The 17,297-nt window shown below is 66.8% G+C and carries 13 protein-coding genes; 8 read left to right on the forward strand and 5 right to left on the reverse strand.

Features of this window, described 5'->3' with window-relative positions:
- The first annotated feature begins 4 nt into the window (after nucleotides 1-4).
- Entirely contained in the window at nucleotides 5-253 is a 249-nt protein-coding gene (locus GCN75_RS12325) for a hypothetical protein (RefSeq protein ID WP_152282769.1), read from the forward strand.
- Here the strand turns inward: GCN75_RS12325 and GCN75_RS12330 are convergent.
- Complete coding sequence (locus GCN75_RS12330) at nucleotides 243-3,122, reverse strand: bifunctional diguanylate cyclase/phosphodiesterase (protein WP_152282770.1); 2,880 nt, start codon at nucleotides 3,120-3,122, stop codon at nucleotides 243-245. The genes GCN75_RS12325 and GCN75_RS12330 overlap by 11 nt on opposite strands.
- Before the next feature lie 153 nt (nucleotides 3,123-3,275).
- Nucleotides 3,276-4,046 carry a spermine/spermidine synthase domain-containing protein gene (locus tag GCN75_RS12335; protein WP_152282771.1) on the reverse strand — a complete coding sequence of 257 codons (771 nt, stop codon included), beginning with the start codon at nucleotides 4,044-4,046 and terminating at the stop codon, nucleotides 3,276-3,278.
- A gap of 218 nt (nucleotides 4,047-4,264) precedes the next feature.
- On the opposite strand from GCN75_RS12335, the gene GCN75_RS12340 reads away from it, so the two are divergent.
- The gene (locus GCN75_RS12340; protein WP_076570163.1) at nucleotides 4,265-4,540 is read left to right on the forward strand and encodes a hypothetical protein; all 276 of its coding nucleotides are present in this window, start codon (nucleotides 4,265-4,267) and stop codon (nucleotides 4,538-4,540) included.
- A gap of 37 nt (nucleotides 4,541-4,577) precedes the next feature.
- Nucleotides 4,578-5,729, forward strand: a complete 1,152-nt coding sequence (locus GCN75_RS12345) for a GGDEF domain-containing protein (protein ID WP_152282772.1) — start codon at nucleotides 4,578-4,580, stop codon at nucleotides 5,727-5,729.
- 12 nt (nucleotides 5,730-5,741) lie between these two features.
- On the opposite strand, the gene GCN75_RS12350 is transcribed toward GCN75_RS12345, so the two are convergent.
- Nucleotides 5,742-6,113 (reverse strand): hypothetical protein, encoded by a 372-nt coding sequence (locus tag GCN75_RS12350; protein ID WP_152282773.1) that lies wholly within the window; start codon nucleotides 6,111-6,113, stop codon nucleotides 5,742-5,744.
- 284 nt (nucleotides 6,114-6,397) lie between these two features.
- Here GCN75_RS12350 and GCN75_RS12355 point away from each other — a divergent pair, with 284 nt between their 5' ends.
- The 4 genes from GCN75_RS12355 to fdhD all read left to right on the forward strand — a co-directional run bounded on the left by GCN75_RS12355 (nucleotide 6,398) and on the right by fdhD (nucleotide 10,936).
- Nucleotides 6,398-7,480, forward strand: a complete 1,083-nt coding sequence (locus GCN75_RS12355) for a calcium:proton antiporter (protein WP_152282774.1) — start codon at nucleotides 6,398-6,400, stop codon at nucleotides 7,478-7,480.
- A 291-nt stretch (nucleotides 7,481-7,771) separates the two neighbouring features.
- Entirely contained in the window at nucleotides 7,772-9,229 is a 1,458-nt protein-coding gene (locus tag GCN75_RS12360; RefSeq protein ID WP_152282775.1) for a Ppx/GppA phosphatase family protein, read from the forward strand.
- A 93-nt stretch (nucleotides 9,230-9,322) separates the two neighbouring features.
- Nucleotides 9,323-10,027, forward strand: coding sequence for a hypothetical protein (locus GCN75_RS12365; protein WP_152282776.1), 705 nt, complete (start codon nucleotides 9,323-9,325; stop codon nucleotides 10,025-10,027).
- A gap of 90 nt (nucleotides 10,028-10,117) precedes the next feature.
- Nucleotides 10,118-10,936, forward strand: coding sequence for a formate dehydrogenase accessory sulfurtransferase FdhD (fdhD, locus tag GCN75_RS12370; RefSeq protein WP_405002805.1), 819 nt, complete (start codon nucleotides 10,118-10,120; stop codon nucleotides 10,934-10,936).
- On the opposite strand, the gene GCN75_RS12375 is transcribed toward fdhD, so the two are convergent.
- The gene (locus tag GCN75_RS12375; RefSeq protein ID WP_152282778.1) at nucleotides 10,912-13,236 is read right to left on the reverse strand and encodes an FdhF/YdeP family oxidoreductase; all 2,325 of its coding nucleotides are present in this window, start codon (nucleotides 13,234-13,236) and stop codon (nucleotides 10,912-10,914) included. The two genes, fdhD and GCN75_RS12375, sit on opposite strands and share 25 nt — an antisense overlap.
- Before the next feature lie 145 nt (nucleotides 13,237-13,381).
- On the opposite strand from GCN75_RS12375, the gene GCN75_RS12380 reads away from it, so the two are divergent.
- Nucleotides 13,382-14,143, forward strand: a complete 762-nt coding sequence (locus GCN75_RS12380; RefSeq protein ID WP_152255983.1) for a GNAT family N-acetyltransferase — start codon at nucleotides 13,382-13,384, stop codon at nucleotides 14,141-14,143.
- Here GCN75_RS12380 and GCN75_RS12385 read toward each other — a convergent pair.
- Nucleotides 14,076-17,297, reverse strand: a 3,222-nt coding sequence (locus GCN75_RS12385) for a CHAT domain-containing protein (RefSeq protein WP_152282779.1), incomplete at its 5' end; no start/stop codon positions are given. The genes GCN75_RS12380 and GCN75_RS12385 overlap by 68 nt on opposite strands.

Here is a 17,297-nt window from a genome sequence, read left to right on the forward strand (position 1 = left end):
GGACATGCGCGCACATGGCATGCAATGCCCCACCTGCGACAAATATGGCGACCTGGTGCACGCCACGGTCCGCAAGACGGGCCAGCAGGTGATCGTCTGCACGGAATGCGATTTCGTGTGGCCGCATCCGCAGCAGGACATTCATCCGGCGCATGCCACGGATGTGGCCTCCCTGCTGGCGCAATCCGGCCTGGACGACGACTGGGACGAGCTCGAACTCGGGGCAAGGGTGCCGCCGTCGTCTACAGCATGACGTGCGTTTCTTCCGCCCGCAGCAGGGCTTCCACTTCATGGGCGGGCAGCGGCCGGCTGAAATAAAAGCCCTGCGCCTCGTCGCAGCCGTGGCGGCGCAGGTAGTCGAGCTGTTCGGCCGTTTCCACGCCTTCGGCCACCACGCGCAGTTTCAAATTGTGCGCCAGCGCGATGATGGAGACGACGATGGCCGCATCGTCCGCGTCGCGCGCCACGTCGCCCACGAAACTGCGGTCGATCTTCAGCACGTCGATGGGGAAGGTGCGCAGGTAGGCGAAGCTGGAATAGCCGGTGCCGAAGTCGTCGATCGACAGCTGCACCCCCAGCGCCTTCATGTCGTGCAGCTGGCTGACGGCCAGCGCCACGTCGTGCATGAACAGGCTTTCCGTCAGCTCCAGCTCCAGGCAGGCGGGCGCCAGTCCCGTTTCCTGCAGCACGTCGGCGATCGAGGCGACCAGGTTCGGCTCGTTGAACTGGCGCGCCGACAGGTTCACGGCCAGGCGCAGCTGGCCCAGGCCGGCCGCATGCCAGGCCTGCATCTGCGCGCACGCCTGGCGCATGACCCAGGCGCCGATCGGCACGATCAGGCCCGTATCCTCGGCCAGCGCGATGAAGCGCTGCGGCGCCACCATGCCCAGGTCCGGGTGCTGCCAGCGCAGCAGCGCTTCCACGCCCACGATGCGCCCGCTGGCCAGGTCCAGCTGCGGCTGATAATGCAGCACGAACTGCTCGCGCTCCAGCGCGTTGCGCAGCGCCGTCTCGATGCGCAGGCGCTCCAGGGTGGCCTGGTTCATGGCCGTCGTGTAGAACTTGATGTTGTTGCGGCCCTGTTTCTTGGCGCAGTACATGGCGATGTCGGCCTGCTCGATCAGGTTCTGCGTCTCGCCATTCAAGGTCACGTCGCCGGGCGCGTCGTAGCGCGACGTGTCGTAGACGGCCACGCCGATGCTGCAGGTGACGAAAAATTCCTTGCCATCCAATAGCACCGGCTGCGCCACGGCATCCATCACGCGCTGCACGATGGCGCCGCTGAGCACTTCATCCGCCTGCTCGCACAGGATGGCGACGAATTCATCGCCGGACAGGCGCGCCACCGTATCGCTTTCGCGCAGGCTGGACTGCAGGCGCGTGGCGATGGTTTTCAGCAGCAGGTCGCCCGCCTTGTGTCCCAGGCTGTCGTTGACGAACTTGAAGCGGTCGAGGTCGATCAACAGCACCCACAGCGCGCGGTTCTTGCGGCGCGACAGGGCCATCGCCTGCGCCAGGCGGTCGCGCAGCAGGGCGCGGTTGGGCAGGCCCGTCAGCACGTCGTGGTGGGCGATGTGCTGGATTTGCTGCTCGGCCAGCTTGCGTTCCGTGATTTCGGAGCCCGTGCCCCGGTAGCCGCGAAATTCGCCCAGCTCGTTGAACAGCGGTTCGCCATTGATGCTGAACCAGCGCAGCTGGCCATCGCGGTCCTTCATCGCATATTCGAGGTTGGAAAAGGGCAGGTGGGCTTCCAGGTTGGCGATATGCTGCTTGCCCCAGCGCGAATTGCGCATTTCCGGGTTGTTGTCCCAGCGCGTCATGCCGATGAAGCGTTCCAGCGGCATGTTCGACTTGTCCGTGAAGCCGCTGGTGATGTGGGTGAAGCAGTAATTGGCATCCTGTTCCCAGTACCAGTCCGAGGACAGGGCCAGCAGGCGGCGGAAGCGCTTTTCGCTTTCCTGCAAGGCGCGCTCCGTGCGCTGGCGCGCCCGCACGTCGGCGCTGAGCAGTTCATTGCTGCGCTTGAGGTCGGCCGTGCGCTGTTCCACCAGCAATTGCACGCGGCGCGAGCGCTGCGTCAGTGTCTGCACGAAGGCGGCCGTCAGCACGCTGAACAGCAAACCCGTGATCAGGGTGAACAGGGAGCCCAGGTGGTCGGCCAGGAAGGGGCGCGGATGGGCCACCACGCGCACATGCCAGGGCCGGCCGGCGGAAGTGAAGGCCCGGTCATAATGGCTGTGGTAGGCAAACTGCAGCCAGCGGGGCAGCGACTCCCAGGCGCCGCCCGGTTCGTCGGCAGGCGCCTGGCCATGTTGGAAGATCCGCTGGCGCGGGTCGGCGCCCGCATCGGCGTAGACGCTGAGTTCGAGCTGCGGGTCGCCCAGCAGGTCGGCGCCGGCGAGGATTTTCTGCACCAGTTCCCCCGCGCGGATGATGGCGGCCGTATCGCCGATCAGCGCCGCGCGCCGCTGCTGCACCGTTTGCAGGGGCAGGCCGTGACGGTACACGGGGCGCAGGATGACGAAGCCCTGCTGCGGCCCCTGCGCCAGGGCCAGCAGGCCGGTGGCGGTGGTCTGGCCGCTGACGATGGCCTGTTCCAGCGCATTCGCCAGCAAGCCGTTCGGGCTGACGTTCAGGCCGAAGGCGGGGCGGTTGCCCTGCAAGGGAACGAGGTAGTCCACCACCAGGTAGCTGGCGCGCGTCGTTGCGGGTACGACGACGCCATCGCGCATTTCCGTCATCGCGTAATCGGGCACGATGCGGCGCAGCTCCGTCTCGAACGCGGCGCGCTGCGCATGCGGCACGATGCGGTGGAAATTGAAGGCCTGGATGAACGGGTGGCGCTGCAGCAGCGGCGTGGTGAAGTCGTGGAACTGCTCGCGCGTGACGGGCACGACGGCGCTAAACAGTTGGTTCGTCGTGGTCAGCACCTCGACCGCGTCGTCGAGTCCCTGCTCGATGGCGGCGACCCTGGCGCCGGCGCGCTGCTGCAGGCTCAGGCTCATCTTGTCGTATTCGAGCTGGCTGATGGCGGCGAACAGCATGGCTGTGATGCTGACGCCGCAGGCAAAGGTCAGCGCGGCCGCGGCAGAAATCGACAATGGCAGGCGGCCACGCAGCATGGTTTTTCCTATCTCACTTCATGGACACTTGGGTTCGGCGGCGCCTGCCGGCCCCACGCAGGCCGTAGTTTGTCATAAACCACATCCATCATGCTGATTTTGCACCAAAGTACTGCTAATAAGCAACAATATCGATGGCCGGGGAGGCGGCGTTCAGCCGCCGTCCGCGCCCGACTGCCGGCGCAAACGCCACAATTGCCATGCCGGCAGCAGGCGGTTCAGGAACGCCAGGCCGCACGCCTGGCGCCAGCGCACCAGGCGCACCACGCGCATGGCGCGGCCGGGGACGTGCTGCTGCGGCTTGGCGGCAAAGATGATGCGGTTGTTGCCGGCGATGTCATCGAAGTGGCATACGGCGCCGCGGAAGGTCAGCATCAGGCGCGCCAGCATGGCGGGATAGTGCTCGTCATAGCTGAACAGGTTGGCGACCAGCACGCCGCCGGGCAGCAGGGAGCGCAGGCAGTCCGCATAGAAACGCGCGCTGCCCAGTGCGGGCGGCAGGCCCGTTTCGTCGTAGCCGTCGAGCAGCAGCACGTCGGCGCAGCCAGGATGCTGGCGGATGTAGCTGACGGCGTCCGTCTCGATGATGCGCAGGCGCGCATCGTCGGGCGGCAGTATGAATTGCTCGCGCAGGGCGATCACGTCGGCGCGCAATTCCAGCACCGTGATGCGCGCGTCGGGCAGGTGGCGGTGGCAGAATTTGAGCAGCGAGCCGCCGCCCAGGCCCACCATCAGGATGTGGCGGGGACGGGGCACGAACAGGGTAAAGCACATCATGGCGCGCGCATAGCGCAGCAGCAGGTGGTCGGGGCGCGACAGCAGCATTTCGCTCTGGATCATGCCGGGCTGGAATTCCAGGCGGCGCCGGTCGCCGCAGGTATGCACCTGCGGGGCCTGTGGGGTGGTGCTTCTGTTTTCCGGCATGGGACGACTTCGCTGAGTGGACTGGGGACGATGTTTTGTTGCATTCAGAGAAATCTGATAAGCTCCCGTGAGCATACCCGATTAATCCGCACAGAGCGTCCGCATGGAGCGGCGGCGGGCTCGCCTGTTGCCGTTCGGCGCACAGCGCGGAGCGCGGCGCCAGGCAGCGTACGGCGCGTAGCGGCAAGGCCGCGCAGTCGGGCACCATGGAGACAAGCATGTTTTTGGATCACCCCATCATTACGGCGACGAACAGTTTTACGGAGCCTGACCGCATCGAGCGGCTGACGCGCGTGTATGGCTACGCGGCGGCGCTGGCCGACCAGGCCGCCAATTTCGGTTTCATTGAAAAAGTAGCGCAGATCCACGACCACAAGGGCACCCTCATCGTTTTCTGGCATGAGGCGCCCAGCGAAGCGGAGAAGCAGTATTTCGTGCAGGCGTGGGCCAGCAAGGTCGGCGACGGCAGCACCAATGTCGAACACGAAATCTGACCTGGCGTGCCACGCTGGCGCGGCAATGGCGTAACCCATGGATATCAAGACCCTGGTACTGGCGCTGGCGCTCGGCAACCTGAGCCTGTGCGCGGCCCTGTTCTTCTTCGAGTACGAGCGCAAGAAGTCGCTCAGCCTGTCCACCTGGGCGGTGGCCAAGCAATGCCAGGCCGTGGCCTGGTGTCTGCTGTACTTCCGCGGCGTGCTGCCCGACGTGCTGTCCATCTTGCTGGGCAACAGCCTGCTGTTTGCCGGCATGGCGCTCGACGCGGGCGCGCTGTGGCAGGCGGCGGGGCGCAGCAACTGGCGCCGCTATGTATTGCCGGCGCTGGGCGTGTCGGTGGCGCTGTTTGCCGCCTGCTACCTGTTCGACGTGGCGCCGCTGCTGCGCAGCGCCGGCGGTTCGCTGATCGTGGCGGGCTTTTTCCTCGCCGGCGTGGCCGCCCTGTGCCTGAAGTGGCGCGAGGCGAGCATGCTGCGCCGCTTCCTCGTCGTCAGCATGGGCATCCTGTCGCTGCTGATTGCCGCGCGCGGCGTGCTGGCCGCCACCATTCCCGATTTCGATGCGGAACTGATGCAGCTGGCCGGCTTCGGCGCCCTGTACCTGATGATGCTGACGAACGCCTTCGGCTACCTGCTGCTGTCGCGCGAAAAGCTGGGCGGCGAACTGGCGCGCCTGGAAGTGCTCGACGGGGCCACGGGCGTGCCGAACCGCCGCGGCTTTTACCAGGCGCTGGCGCCGTGGATGGCGCTGGCGCGCCGGCCCGGTTTGCCGACGGCGCTGGTGGTGCTCAATATCGACCATTTCAAGCGCGTCAACGACAGCTATGGCCATCCGGTGGGCGACGCGGTGCTGAAAGCCATCGTCGACACCTGCCGCCAGCAGCTGCGCGACAGCGACCTGATGGGCCGCCTGGGCGGCGCCGAATTCGCCATCCAGCTGCCGCGCACGACCCTGGCCGATGCGCTGATGGTGGCCGAGCGCATCCGCGCCGCCGTCGAAGCGCTGCCCGTCAAAACGGAGCGCGCCGTGCTGCAGCTGACGGCCAGCCTGGGCGTGACCACCATCCGCGCCGAAGACAGCACCGTCAGCCTGTTCAAGCGGGCCGACGAGGCGCTGCAGGCAGCCAAGCAGGCGGGCCGCAACCGGGTGGTCGAGGCGCAGGGCGCCAGCCCCCTCGATATGTAAATCCGTTTAGTCTTACTTCTTGCGCGAACCCAGCCAGCTGGGTTCCTTGCCGCATTCCTTGCTCAAAAATAAGGCGTCGAGGCCGGGATCGCAGCGATGGTCGGGCGCCTTCATCGGCTCCACGCTCAGCCATTCACTGCGGGGCAGGATCTTTTCTTCGCGCGGCGCCACGGGCGGCGCCGGTGGCAGGCTGTCTTGCCACCTGGCGGCGGCCGAGGGCGCCGGCGTGGTGGCCCAGTTCGCATCGACCTGCGCTTCGCGTGCCGCTGACGTGCCTGCGTCCGCGTCCTCGCGTGGTGCCTGCGTGGCGGCCTGTGCGGCGGCGCACAGCAGGCTGCTGGCGAAAACGACGGTGCGCATGGCGCTGCTGTTTACTGAAATCATGGTCTGTCCCTGGTCGGTGCCGGAAAGGCGTGCCCTCCAGTATGGCGCCATCGGCAGACTAAAAGACAAGGAAATTGCAACGGCATGTTACCAAAGGGACTATAGTTAATGGTAGCAAGCAGGTGCACAGCAGCAAGGAGACGGCGGCGCGGGGCGCCCGTGGCCAAACGTGTGCTTTCCCTAACTTTCATTTAAGCTAAGCAAGTTATGCTATGGGGTGCACGTCATGCTCCCCTTTGCCGTCCGCACCGCAGTTCCCCTTTTTTACTCTTGCCAGGCCCATAATGAAAATTCTTAAATCCCTGCCTGTATGGCCGCTTGCCGCCCCGCTTGCCGGCTGGCTGTTCCTGTTCGGTTCCACATTCAACTTCGGCGGCGCCTACCAGATATTGCTGGTCGTCGGCCTGATCGGCAGCGTGCTGGCCGCCGTGTACCACGCGGAAGTGGTGGCGCACCGCATCGGCGAACCGTATGGCACCCTGGTGCTGGCGCTGGCCGTGACCCTGATCGAGGTGGCGCTGATCGTCTCGCTGATGCTGGCCGGCGGGCCGGAAACGACAGGCCTGGCGCGCGACACCGTGTTTGCCGCCATCATGATCATTTTGAACGGCATCGTCGGCATCTGCCTGCTGCTGGGCGCCGGCCGCCACAAGGAGCAGACCTTCGGCCTGCTGGGGGTGAGCGCTTCGCTGGCCACCCTGGCGGCCATCGCCATCCTGACGCTGGTGCTGCCGAACTACACGTCGAGCGCCGCCGGCCCGTACTACAATTCGAGCCAGCTCATTTTCATCGCCGTCATCTCGCTGGTCCTGTACGGTACCTTCGTGCTGGTGCAGACGGTGCGCCACCGCGATTACTTCCTGCCCAAGGAAGCCGTCGGCGACGAGGAAGTGCATGCGGCGCCGCCATCGGCCAGCGTCGCCTGGATCAGCGCCGGCGCCTTGCTCGTGTGCCTGGGCGCCGTGGTGTTGCTGGCCAAGTCGCTGGCGCCCGCGCTGGAGACGGCGATTGCCGCCATGGGTGCGCCGAAAACCCTGGTCGGCATCGTCATCGCCGCCATCGTGCTGCTGCCCGAAGGCCTGGCCGCCGTGCGCGCCGCGCGCGCCAACCGTTTGCAAACGAGCTTGAACCTGGCGCTGGGCTCCGCGCTGGCCAGCATCGGCCTGACGATTCCCGCCGTGGTGGTGGTGTCGCTGGCCACGGGCCTGACGATTACGCTGGGACTCGACATCAAGTCGACGGTGCTGCTGTTGCTGTCGCTGATGGTGGCCACCCTGTCGCTGGGCACGGGCCGCACCACGGTCATGCAGGGCACGGTGCACCTGGTGATTTTTGCCGTTTATCTGTTCACGACCATCGTACCGTAGAACACCTGTCAAAACCTACTGCGCGTCGGAATTTGTGGTCTGCGATGCTCACTGTACCTTCGTACAGTTGCGCTTCTTAACCACAACTTCCTTCCGCTCGCTACGGTTTTGTCAGGGTTCTTAAGCGTTACTACTACGCGACTTCTTGTCACAATCCTGTCACGCCGCTGTCATACGATGAGGGTAGTGTGGTAGGATTTTTAAATCGTTTAAATGATTTATATAGTTTAGCAACTGAGTTTGCCAACTTTTTTCGCGGTTGGTACAGCAATGACAAGACAAGAGGCCAGTATGTATGCAGCGGTGGACCTGGGGTCCAACAGTTTTCGTTTACACGTCGGCAAGCATGATGGCGACACCATACGCGTGGTCAAGAGCGTGCGCGATCCGATACGCCTGGCCGCCGGCCTGGACGCCAATGGCGACCTGACCGAGGCGGCCATGCAGGGGGCGCTGGCCTGCCTGCAGCGCTTTCGCGCCATCCTGGCCGGTTTCGAGCTCGAAGCCGTGCGCGTGGTGGCCACGTCGGCCATGCGCGTGGCGCGCAACGGCGCCGTCTTCCTGCCGCTGGCCGAACAGGCCATCGGCTACCCGATCGAAATCATCTCGGGCGAGGAAGAGGGGCGACTGATCTACATGGGCGTGGCCAATGCGCTGGCCATCCCGGGCGAACGCCGGCTGGTGATGGATATCGGCGGCGGCTCGACTGAACTGATACTGGGGCGCGGCAACGATATCGAGCGCGTCGAGTCCTTCAGCCTGGGCACCGTCAAGCAAAGCCTGTCGTTTTTCATCGGCGGGCGCATCGACGCGCCGTCGTTCGAGGCCGCCATCCTGTCGGCGCGCAGCCATTTCGAGGATGCCGCGCCGCCTTACCTTCCGCAGCACTGGAAGACGGCCTACGGCTCTTCCGGCACCATCCGCACGATCGCCGACATCATCGCCCGCAACAAGCTTGGCGATGGATTGCTGACGGGCGCCAGCCTCGATGCGCTGGCGCGCCGCTTCATCGAACTGGGCCACACCAGCCGCATCGACATGCCCGGCTTGCGCCCCGACCGCGCCAGCACCATCGTCGGCGGCCTGGCCATCTTGATCGGCCTGTTCCGCGAACTGGCCATTCCCGCCATGACGCCGATCGAGGCGGGCCTGCGCATGGGCGTGATGTGGGATTTGTACCTGCGCTCGACCAAGCGCGACCGCCGCGAGCAGTCGGTGCAGGGCTGTATGGACAAATTCCATATCGACCAGCAGCGCGCCGGGCGCGTGGCGCAGCAGGCGCTGGCCATGTACGCGCAGCTCAAGCCCACGTCCGACGCCCTGGTGAAATGCCTGCGCTGGAGCAGCCTGCTGCACGAAGTGGGACTGGCCGTCTCGCAGACGGGCTACCACAAGCATGCATCGTACATCGTGGAAAACGCGGACTTGCCCGGTTTTACCACGCGCGAACAGAAGACCATGAGCCGTCTGATCCTGGCGCAGAAGGGCAACTTGCGCAAGATCGGCGAAGTGCTGTCCGATCCCGATTTCGCCAAGGCCGTGCTGGCGCTGCGCCTGTCGATTCTGCTCATGCATGCGCGCATCGAGGCCGATTTCAGCGAGCTGCGCCTGCGCATGAAGAGCCGTATCGAGCTCGATATCAAGCGCGGCTGGGTGGCGCACCATCCCACCGTGTCGTTCTGGATCGAGAAGGAGCAGGAATTCTGGGATGAGGTCGGAGTTGATTTCACCATCCGCGCCAGCGCCTAGTGGGTCATGCCGTGCGCATGACTTGATATGCAGCAAGCAAGGTTTCAAAAAACAGTATATATTGTTTATATTATTTGTTAGATTGGAGAATCCATGACTAAACCCGTCCCAGCAAAAAAAGCCGACAGCGCGCCCGTATCGATGTTCCCCACCAGCGCTTCGATCAACGCGGCAGCGGCCAAGGCCGCACCCGTGGCAAAAGCTGCCGCGAAGCCTGCGGCCAAGCCGGTAGCCAAGGCAGCGGCCAAGCCCGCGGCTAAAGCCGCCGTCAAGCCGGTGGCCGCGAAGCCGGCCGTTGCGAAGCCGGCAGCGGCGAAACCTGCCGCCGCCAAGCCTGCCGCAGCCAAGGCCGTCGTGGCCAAGCCTGTGGCCAAACCGGCCGCCAAGCCAGCCGTCAAGGCGCAGGTGAAAGCCGTTGCCAAGCCGGCGGCCAAGGTTGCAGCAAAACCTGCTGCCAAGGCCGCCGCCAAGCCGGCAGCGAAAGCCGCCGTCAAACCGGTAGCCAAAGCGGCGGCCAAGCCTGCGCCAGCGAAAAAGGCGCCCGTCGCCAAGGTAGCCGTCGTCAAGGAAAAAGCCCGCAAGCCGAAACTGGTGCGCGACAGCTTCACCATGCCGGAAGCGGAATACGAAGTCCTGGGCCAGGTCAAGAAAGCCTGCCTGAAGGCCGGTTTCGAGATCAAGAAAAGCGAATTGCTGCGCATCGGCGTGGCGCTGATCAGCCAGATCGACCTGGCGACCCTGCAAAACGTGCTGGCCGGCCTGCCGCAGCTGAAAACGGGCCGTCCGAAGAAGGATTGATGGCGATGGCAGGGCAGTCCCGCGCGGACTGCCGCCTGCCTGTCCATTCTGGTTTACCATGGGGGCTGTGATAGTTCCCCCATGGTTGCCATGTCAGAAGAAACCCCTGTTGAACGCGCCGGCTTTGTCGAGCGCGCCATTGTCCGCCACCGCGCGGGCGAGTCCCTTGCCGCCATCGACCACGTCGCCGAGGAAATCCCCGTGGCGCTGGTCTTCAACGGCATTTCCCACGTTGTCATGATGGCCACCCCGCGCGACCTGGAAGCGTTCGCCTATGGCTTCGCGCTGACGGAAGGCGTGGTCGCATCCGCCGCCGCCATCTTCGACTGCGAAGTGTTCCTGCGTCCCGACTCCGCCGAAGTGGCGCTGACCATCGCCCAGGAAGATTTCGTGCGCCTCAAGGACCGGCGCCGCGCGCTGACGGGCCGCAGCGGCTGCGGCGTGTGCGGCATCGACAGCATCGACATGCTCGACCTGCGGCCGGAAGCGCTGCCGCCGGCCCTGATCCAGGTCGACCTGCCCGCCGCGCTGGCGCGCGCATCCGCCGGCTTGCGCGCGCACCAGGCGCTGATGCAGGAAACGGGCGGGGTGCACGCGGCCGCCTGGTGCACGCCCGACGGCGAAATCGTGCAGGTGTTCGAGGATATCGGCCGGCATAACGGCCTCGATAAACTGATCGGCCATCTCGCGCTGCACGCTATCGACATGCGCCTCGGCTTTGTCTTCCTGTCCAGCCGCGGCAGCTACGAGCTGGCGCGCAAGGCGGCGCGCATGCGCATCCCGCTGCTGGCGACCATTTCCGCTCCCAGTTCGCTGGCCATTTCCATCGCCACGCAGGCGGGCATGAAGCTGGTGGGTTTCTGCCGCCAGGATGCCTGGGTCGACTACACGCCCGATATCGGCATCTGAACCTTGGCCGCCTGCAGCAGCACGGGCACGGACTTCGACGTCGGCGTGCCCGCGCCGTCGGCCGTGCTGGCCAGCGGCACCAGCGCATTCGTCTCCGGGTAATACGCGCCCAGGCAGCCGCGCGGGATGTCGTAGGCCACCAGTCTGAAACCGTTGGCGCGGCGCGCCACGCCATCGTCCCAGGCGCCGATCAGGTCCACCAGGTCGCCATCGGCAAAGCCCAGCATGGCGATATCGTCCCGATTGGCGAAGACCACCCTGCGCGTGCCGTACACGCCCCGGTAGCGGTCATCCATGCCGTAGATGGTGGTGTTGTACTGGTCGTGCGAGCGGGTGCTCATCAATACCATCAGGCGTTCGCCATGGCGGGCGCGGGCGCGGTGCAGCGGCGTATCGAGGTCCAGCGGGGCGACGAGGAAGCTGGCCTTGCCGCTGGCCGTCTTCCACACGCGCTCGCGCGAGGCCACCGTCAAATGAAAGCCGCCCGGAACGGCCACCCTGGCGTTGTAGTCGCGGAAATCGTCGAACACCTTTTCGATGTCGTCGCGGATGCGCGCATAGTCGGCCGCGTATGCGCGCCAGTCCACCAGGGCGCTGCCCACCGCCGCTTCGGCCATGCCGGCCACGATGGCCACTTCCGAGCGCAGCTGCGGCGACGCTGGCGCATTGCGGCCGTACGAGATATGCACCATGCTCATCGAGTCTTCCACCGTCACGCCCTGCGGCACGCCGCCCTGCAGGTCGATCTCCGTGCGCCCCAGGGTGGGCAGCAGCAAGGCTTCCTTGCCGATGACCAGGTGGCTGCGATTGAGCTTGGTGGCCACCTGCACCGTCAGCGCGCACTGGCGCAGCGCGGCAAAGGTCAGCGGTGTGTCGGGCGTGGCGGCGGCGAAGTTGCCGCCCAGGGCGATGAACACCTTGACGTCGCCGCGCCGCATGGCTTCGATGGTGGCCACCACGTCGTGGCCATGCTTGCGCGGCGGCTCGAAGCCGTAGACCTGGCCCAGGCGGTCGAGGAAGGCGCCGGTGGGCTTTTCCTCGATGCCCACCGTGCGGTCTCCCTGCACGTTGGAGTGCCCGCGCACGGGGCACAGTCCCGCGCCGGGCTGGCCGATCTGGCCGCGCAACATCATCAGGTTCGACAGCATGCGGATGGCCGCCACGCTGTGCTTGTGCTGCGTCAGTCCCATGCCCCAGGTGGCGATGATGCGCCGGCCCTTGACGAAGATGTCCGTCAAGGCCTCGACCTGTTCGCGCGCCACGCCCGACTCCCGCAGCAGCAGCTCCCAGCTTTCCATGCGCAGGTCGTCGCGGAAGGCGTCGAAGCCGCTGCAGTGTTCCAGGATGAAGGCGTGGTCGATGACGGCGGGCGCGCCGGCCGCCTGCGCCGCATCGTCATGTTCGACGACGCGCTTGGCGACGGCCTTGATCAGGGCGAAGTCGCCGCCCAAAGTGGGCTGGACGAACAGGCCGGCCAGGCGCGTGCTGCCCAGGGTCGCCATTTCCAGCGCGCTTTGCGGGTCCATGAAGCGCTGCAAGCCCCGCTCGCGCAGGGGATTGATGGAAACGATGCTGCCGCCGCGGCGCGCGCACTCGCGCAGTTCGCCCAGCATGCGCGGGTGGTTGGTGGCGGGATTCTGGCCGAAGATGAGGATGGTGTCGGCCAGTTCGAAGTCGTCCAGGGTCACCGTGCCCTTGCCGATGCCCACGGTGGCGGGCAGGCCGCGGCTGGTCGCCTCGTGGCACATGTTCGAGCAGTCGGGGAAGTTGTTGGTGCCGTACAGGCGCGCCATCAGCTGGTACAAAAAGGCCGCCTCGTTGCTGGCGCGCCCCGACGTGTAGAACGCGGCCTGGTCCGGGTCGGGCAGGGCGCGCAGGTGGCGCCCCACGAGCGCGTAGGCGTCTTCCCAGGCGATGGGCACGTAGCGGTCGCTGGCCGCGTCGTAGACCAGCGGTTCCGTCAGGCGGCCATGCTGTTCGAGCGCGTAGTCCGACTGTTCCAGCAGCTGCGCGACGGTGTGGCTGGCAAACAGTGCGGGGCCGGCGCGGCGGCTGGTCGCTTCCGCGGCGACGGCCTTGGCGCCGTTTTCGCAAAAGGCAAACGTGGAGGCGTGGTTGCGGTCCGGCCAGGCGCAGCCGGGGCAATCGAAGCCGTCCGGCTGGTTTTGCGACAGCAGCGCTTTCAGGTTGCCGGGCGCGACCCGTTCCTGGCGCAGGCTGATGGCCACGTGTTTTAGCGCGTCCCAGCCGGCGGCGGGCCGCGTGTAGGGCGTGATGTGCGGTGCGTCCTGGTCTTTCATGCTGTCTTCCTGCTGGGCGAGTGTGGTAATTATGCACGATCCCCGCATGACATTGTCTTGCGTCATGGAAATGACATTCGGCTGTCATTTTCCTGACATATTAGACAAGTACGCTGGAGTCGTCTTGATCACAGGGGATGAAACCATGCAAAATATCAGCGCGTCAAACGAAGCCAAGGCCAGGCCGGTTCAACTGGTGCTGAGCCAGGCCACTACAGCGGCGGAATTGCGCGAAGTACAGCGTTTGCGTTACAAGGTGTTTATCGAGACCATGGGCCTGACGTCGCTGGCCAATGCCGATGGCCTCGACAGCGATGAATTCGACGCGCACTGCGATCACCTGATCGTGCGCGACGCCGATACCCTGAAAGTGGTGGGCACCTACCGCGTGCTGAGCGCAGCCAAGGCAGCCAAGATCGGCCGCCTGTATTCGGAAAACGAGTTCGACCTGAGCCGCCTGAAGAATCTGCGCGGACGCATGGTCGAAGCGGGCCGCGCCTGCATCCACCCGAAATACCGGGGCGGCAGCGTGATCATGCTGCTGTGGTCCGGCCTGGCCGAATACATGCGCCGCGAGCGCTGCGACTATCTGGTGGGCTGCGCCAGCATCAGCCTGGCCGATGGCGGCCATAACGCCGTCGCCGTGTACCAGGCGCTGGCCGAAAAGCACATGGCGCCCGCCGAATACCGCGTCACGCCGCACCTGCCTTTCCCCATCCACAAGGTGGAAGCGGCGCACAAGCCGCAAGTGCCGCCGCTGATCAAGGGCTATCTGCGTTCGGGCGCCTGGATTTGCGGCGAACCGGCCTGGGACCCCGATTTCGAAAGCGCCGACATGTTCATGATGATGCCGCTGGCGAATCTGGACGAGCGCTATGCGCGCCACTACGGAGTGGTGCCTGGCTAAGGTTGCCCAGGTGAGTGCCGGGCAGTGAGGCCTGCAGCTGGCTGGCCAGCGCCTGCACGGCGCTGCGCAAGCCGGTTTCCGCGCTGTCGGGCGGCAGCAGTTCGAGCAGGAAGCGCAGGGGCACGGTGATCGCTTCGGGTTCGCCGATGCTGCCGTGGCGCCGCACGGCGTCGTGGTACAGCGCCAGGAAGGCGGCGCGCGCGGACGCGTCGAAGGGCTGGCCGTCCGGTACCTGCCACAGGGCCGCCAGCAGGGCGGCGCGCACGGGGGCGCCCGCGTCGATGGCGCGGTGTTCGTCCGCGTGGCGCTGGCGCGCATAGGCAATGGCGTCGTGCAGCAGCTCGCCCAGCTGCGCATCGAGCGCGCGCCAGGCGCCGCTGTCGCCATGGGCTTTCAGCAGCAGGGCGCCCGCCAGCGCCTGGAAAATGAGGTCGCAGTCGGCCACGCCGCTGCGCAGCCGCGCTTCTTCCAGCGCGGCCAGGCAGGCTTCCGTCATGGCGCGCAGGGCCGGCGTGCCGGAGCCGCCCCCCGCGCAGGACAGGCGTGCCTGCAGGGCCCAGTAGCGTCCCAGCAGGGCCAGGCGCTGCGCCGTGGGCGACAGCGCCACCAGCAGGTCGATATGCCGGCGTCCATCGTGCAGCAGCTGCCGTCCCTGTACCGGGTCGGGCACGGCCGGCACGTCGATGCCGGCGCCCGCATCGATGCCGCACAGGGCCGCGCCCTGGCGTATCTCCAGTTCCGCCCAGTGCGCCAGCGCGCGCAAGCCCACCTTGCCGTCGGCCGCGCTGTGCGCCGCCCGGTAGTGTTCGATGGCGCGCAGCGTGTTGTCCAGGCCACCGAGGCCGGCCCGCGTGGCGGCCATGTTTTCGCGGATGTCGGCGCAGCCGAAGAAGCGTGCGCGCACGGCTTTCTCGATGCTGCCCAGCTTTTCCTCGATGGCCGCGCGGCGCGCAGGATCGGCGCCCGCCAGGCGTGCATGCAGGGTTTCCAGATCGGCCAGCAGGTGGCCGTGGTAGTGGTAGTCGGGCGCCTGCCAGGGCCGGCTCTGCGTGTTAGGAAAGCGGTAGCGGTCGTCGCCATACGCCTGGTAGGCGCCCCAGGTATTCGAGGCGGGAAACTGCAGATAGGCCGCTTCGCGCGCCAGCCGCACGGCGTCGCCGAAGTATTCGCCGCTCAGCATGGCGTGATAGAAGCTGTGCGCGAAGATGCTGGCCGCCTGGTCGTCGATGCGCCAGCCGGCCGCGATCACCGCCTGCGAGCCCATTTCAATGAAGGCCGTGGCCAGGCTGGCGGCCAGCTTCGACCACGGCGCGATGGCGTCCGGGCGCATGTCGCCCAGGTGGCAGCAATTGATGAAGACGAATTGCGGCACGCGTTTGAGCTTGCCCACCTGCGCCGCCGTCAGCCGCGTCTTCGGTCCCAGCACCAGGCCCGTATGGGCGATGCCGGGGCCCGCCACTTCGCCGTGGCCGGCCAGGTGGATGGCGAAATAGCGCTCGTCGAACAGGTGCACCAGCACCCGCTGCGCCTGCGGGCGCAGCAGCTCGCGCACCTGGTAGCCATAGGCGCCGAACATGCGCGCCACGTCCTGTGCTTCGGCCTGCGCGGCGGGCAGCTCGGGCAGGCCGGAATCGGTATCGCCGATCACCAGCACGCTGTTGCTGGGCGGGCTGACGGCGGGCGGCTGCTCGCGCAGGCTGGCCAGCTGGCGCACCATGCCGATGCGCGTCGACAGCGGGCTTTCCTCGCTGCCCGCCTCGTCGCGCATCAATTCCCACGGATAGATGGCGGCGCTCTGGTCGACGGCCAGGATCAGGCCGCGCATCTCGGGGATGGCCGCCTTCAGGCCATTGGGCAGCATCAGTTCGTACAGGGCGCGCGACAGGCCCGGCTGGTCGGTGGTGTTGTCGGTGGCGTCCATGATCAGGCCATCGACGGCTTGCCGCTGGTTCGGCTCCTCGTCGACGCTGTTGTGGGCGCGGTCCGTCAGCACGGTGAAGCGCAGGGCGCCCGAGAGATCCGCGGCGACGATCTGCACGCGGCGCCAGCCGTTGTCGCCGCTCAGGCTGGGCAGGATGCGCCGGTAGCCGCCCGGGCTGTGGCGGATGCGCTGCTCGAACGTGAAGCTGCCCTGGTAGCGCGCCTCGGCCATGATCTGCTCGATGGCCACGGCGGCGGCGATGGCGCGCGCCTCGGACTGTTCGTAGATGGCGATATGGCCGATGCGGCAAGCCATGCCCGCGTCTTCCAGGCGCCGGTTGGCGCTGCGCGCGCCGTCGATCAGGGCGCGCGCGCACAGGGCGATGCTCAAGCCGCCATAGCCGGAGCCGGACAGCAGGCTGGCCACGCGCAAGCCGTGTTCGCCCGTCGGCGGCGCAGGCACGTGGCCGGCGGCGCGCACCTGCAGGCAGACGCACGCGTATTCGAGCAGGCCGCCGGCAAACGCGCGCGCCAGTTCGCCCGGGGTCAGCTCTCCCAGCGCGCCCAGGCCGATGACGATGGCGCCGCCGGGCCGGCGCGCCGCATCGGGCTGCAGTACTACCAGGGCCGCGTCGGGGCGCTGGGGAAAGCGTCCCAGCGCGTGGATTTCCTGCAGCTTGCCGGCCAGCAGACGGTCCAGGAAGCTCATGCTGCCGCGCAGCGATTCATACGCATAGCAGCCGCTCATGACGGGCGCGTCGGCCGACGCCATGCTGCCGTGGATGATGGACAGGCTCAGCTGCGGCGTGCAGATCTCGGGCGCGCTGGCGGGGCCGGCGGCGCCGATGGCGGCGTCGAGCAGTTCCTGCGGCTGCGGGTACAGCGGCTGCGCATCGGGCGCGTACGGGCGGAAGCGGGGCGGAATGCCGCCGGGTGCGTGCGGCGGGCGCCGGGACAGGCCCGCGCCCTGGCCGTTGTCGAGCAGTTGCGCGATGGCCGGGTAGTAGTCTTTTTGCAGCAGCAGGTCGCCATGCGCCACGGGCAGGTAGCAGGCTTCCACGCCGGCCGGCACGGCGCCTTGCCAGGCCGTGCGTCCATCGCCGTCCGGCGACCAGGCTGTCTCGATGCTGCCGCCGCGCAGGCGCAGCGCCACCGGCGTGTCGGCGCAGCCGGCCAGGTAGCTGCAATGGCGGGCGTCGAGCGGGGCCGCTTCCAGCAGGGCCACGGTGGCGCG

Origin of the sequence: Janthinobacterium violaceinigrum, from assembly GCF_009208555.1 — a bacterium.
Taxonomy (GTDB): domain Bacteria; phylum Pseudomonadota; class Gammaproteobacteria; order Burkholderiales; family Burkholderiaceae_D; genus Janthinobacterium; species Janthinobacterium violaceinigrum.

What these genes read in the sequence shown, in the direction of transcription:
- GCN75_RS12365 (WP_152282776.1), top strand. Translation starts at nt 9,323, where the DNA reads ATGACTAAACCCGTCCCAGCAAAAAAAGCCGACAGCGCGCCCGTATCG.
- GCN75_RS12345 (WP_152282772.1), top strand. Translation starts at nt 4,578, where the DNA reads ATGGATATCAAGACCCTGGTACTGGCGCTGGCGCTCGGCAACCTGAGC.
- GCN75_RS12375 (WP_152282778.1), bottom strand. Translation starts at nt 13,236, where the DNA reads ATGAAAGACCAGGACGCACCGCACATCACGCCCTACACGCGGCCCGCC.
- GCN75_RS12325 (WP_152282769.1), top strand. Translation starts at nt 5, where the DNA reads ATGCGCGCACATGGCATGCAATGCCCCACCTGCGACAAATATGGCGAC.
- GCN75_RS12360 (WP_152282775.1), top strand. Translation starts at nt 7,772, where the DNA reads ATGTATGCAGCGGTGGACCTGGGGTCCAACAGTTTTCGTTTACACGTC.
- GCN75_RS12340 (WP_076570163.1), top strand. Translation starts at nt 4,265, where the DNA reads ATGTTTTTGGATCACCCCATCATTACGGCGACGAACAGTTTTACGGAG.
- GCN75_RS12335 (WP_152282771.1), bottom strand. Translation starts at nt 4,046, where the DNA reads ATGCCGGAAAACAGAAGCACCACCCCACAGGCCCCGCAGGTGCATACC.
- GCN75_RS12330 (WP_152282770.1), bottom strand. Translation starts at nt 3,122, where the DNA reads ATGCTGCGTGGCCGCCTGCCATTGTCGATTTCTGCCGCGGCCGCGCTG.
- GCN75_RS12350 (WP_152282773.1), bottom strand. Translation starts at nt 6,113, where the DNA reads ATGATTTCAGTAAACAGCAGCGCCATGCGCACCGTCGTTTTCGCCAGC.
- GCN75_RS12380 (WP_152255983.1), top strand. Translation starts at nt 13,382, where the DNA reads ATGCAAAATATCAGCGCGTCAAACGAAGCCAAGGCCAGGCCGGTTCAA.
- GCN75_RS12355 (WP_152282774.1), top strand. Translation starts at nt 6,398, where the DNA reads ATGAAAATTCTTAAATCCCTGCCTGTATGGCCGCTTGCCGCCCCGCTT.
- fdhD (WP_405002805.1), top strand. Translation starts at nt 10,118, where the DNA reads ATGTCAGAAGAAACCCCTGTTGAACGCGCCGGCTTTGTCGAGCGCGCC.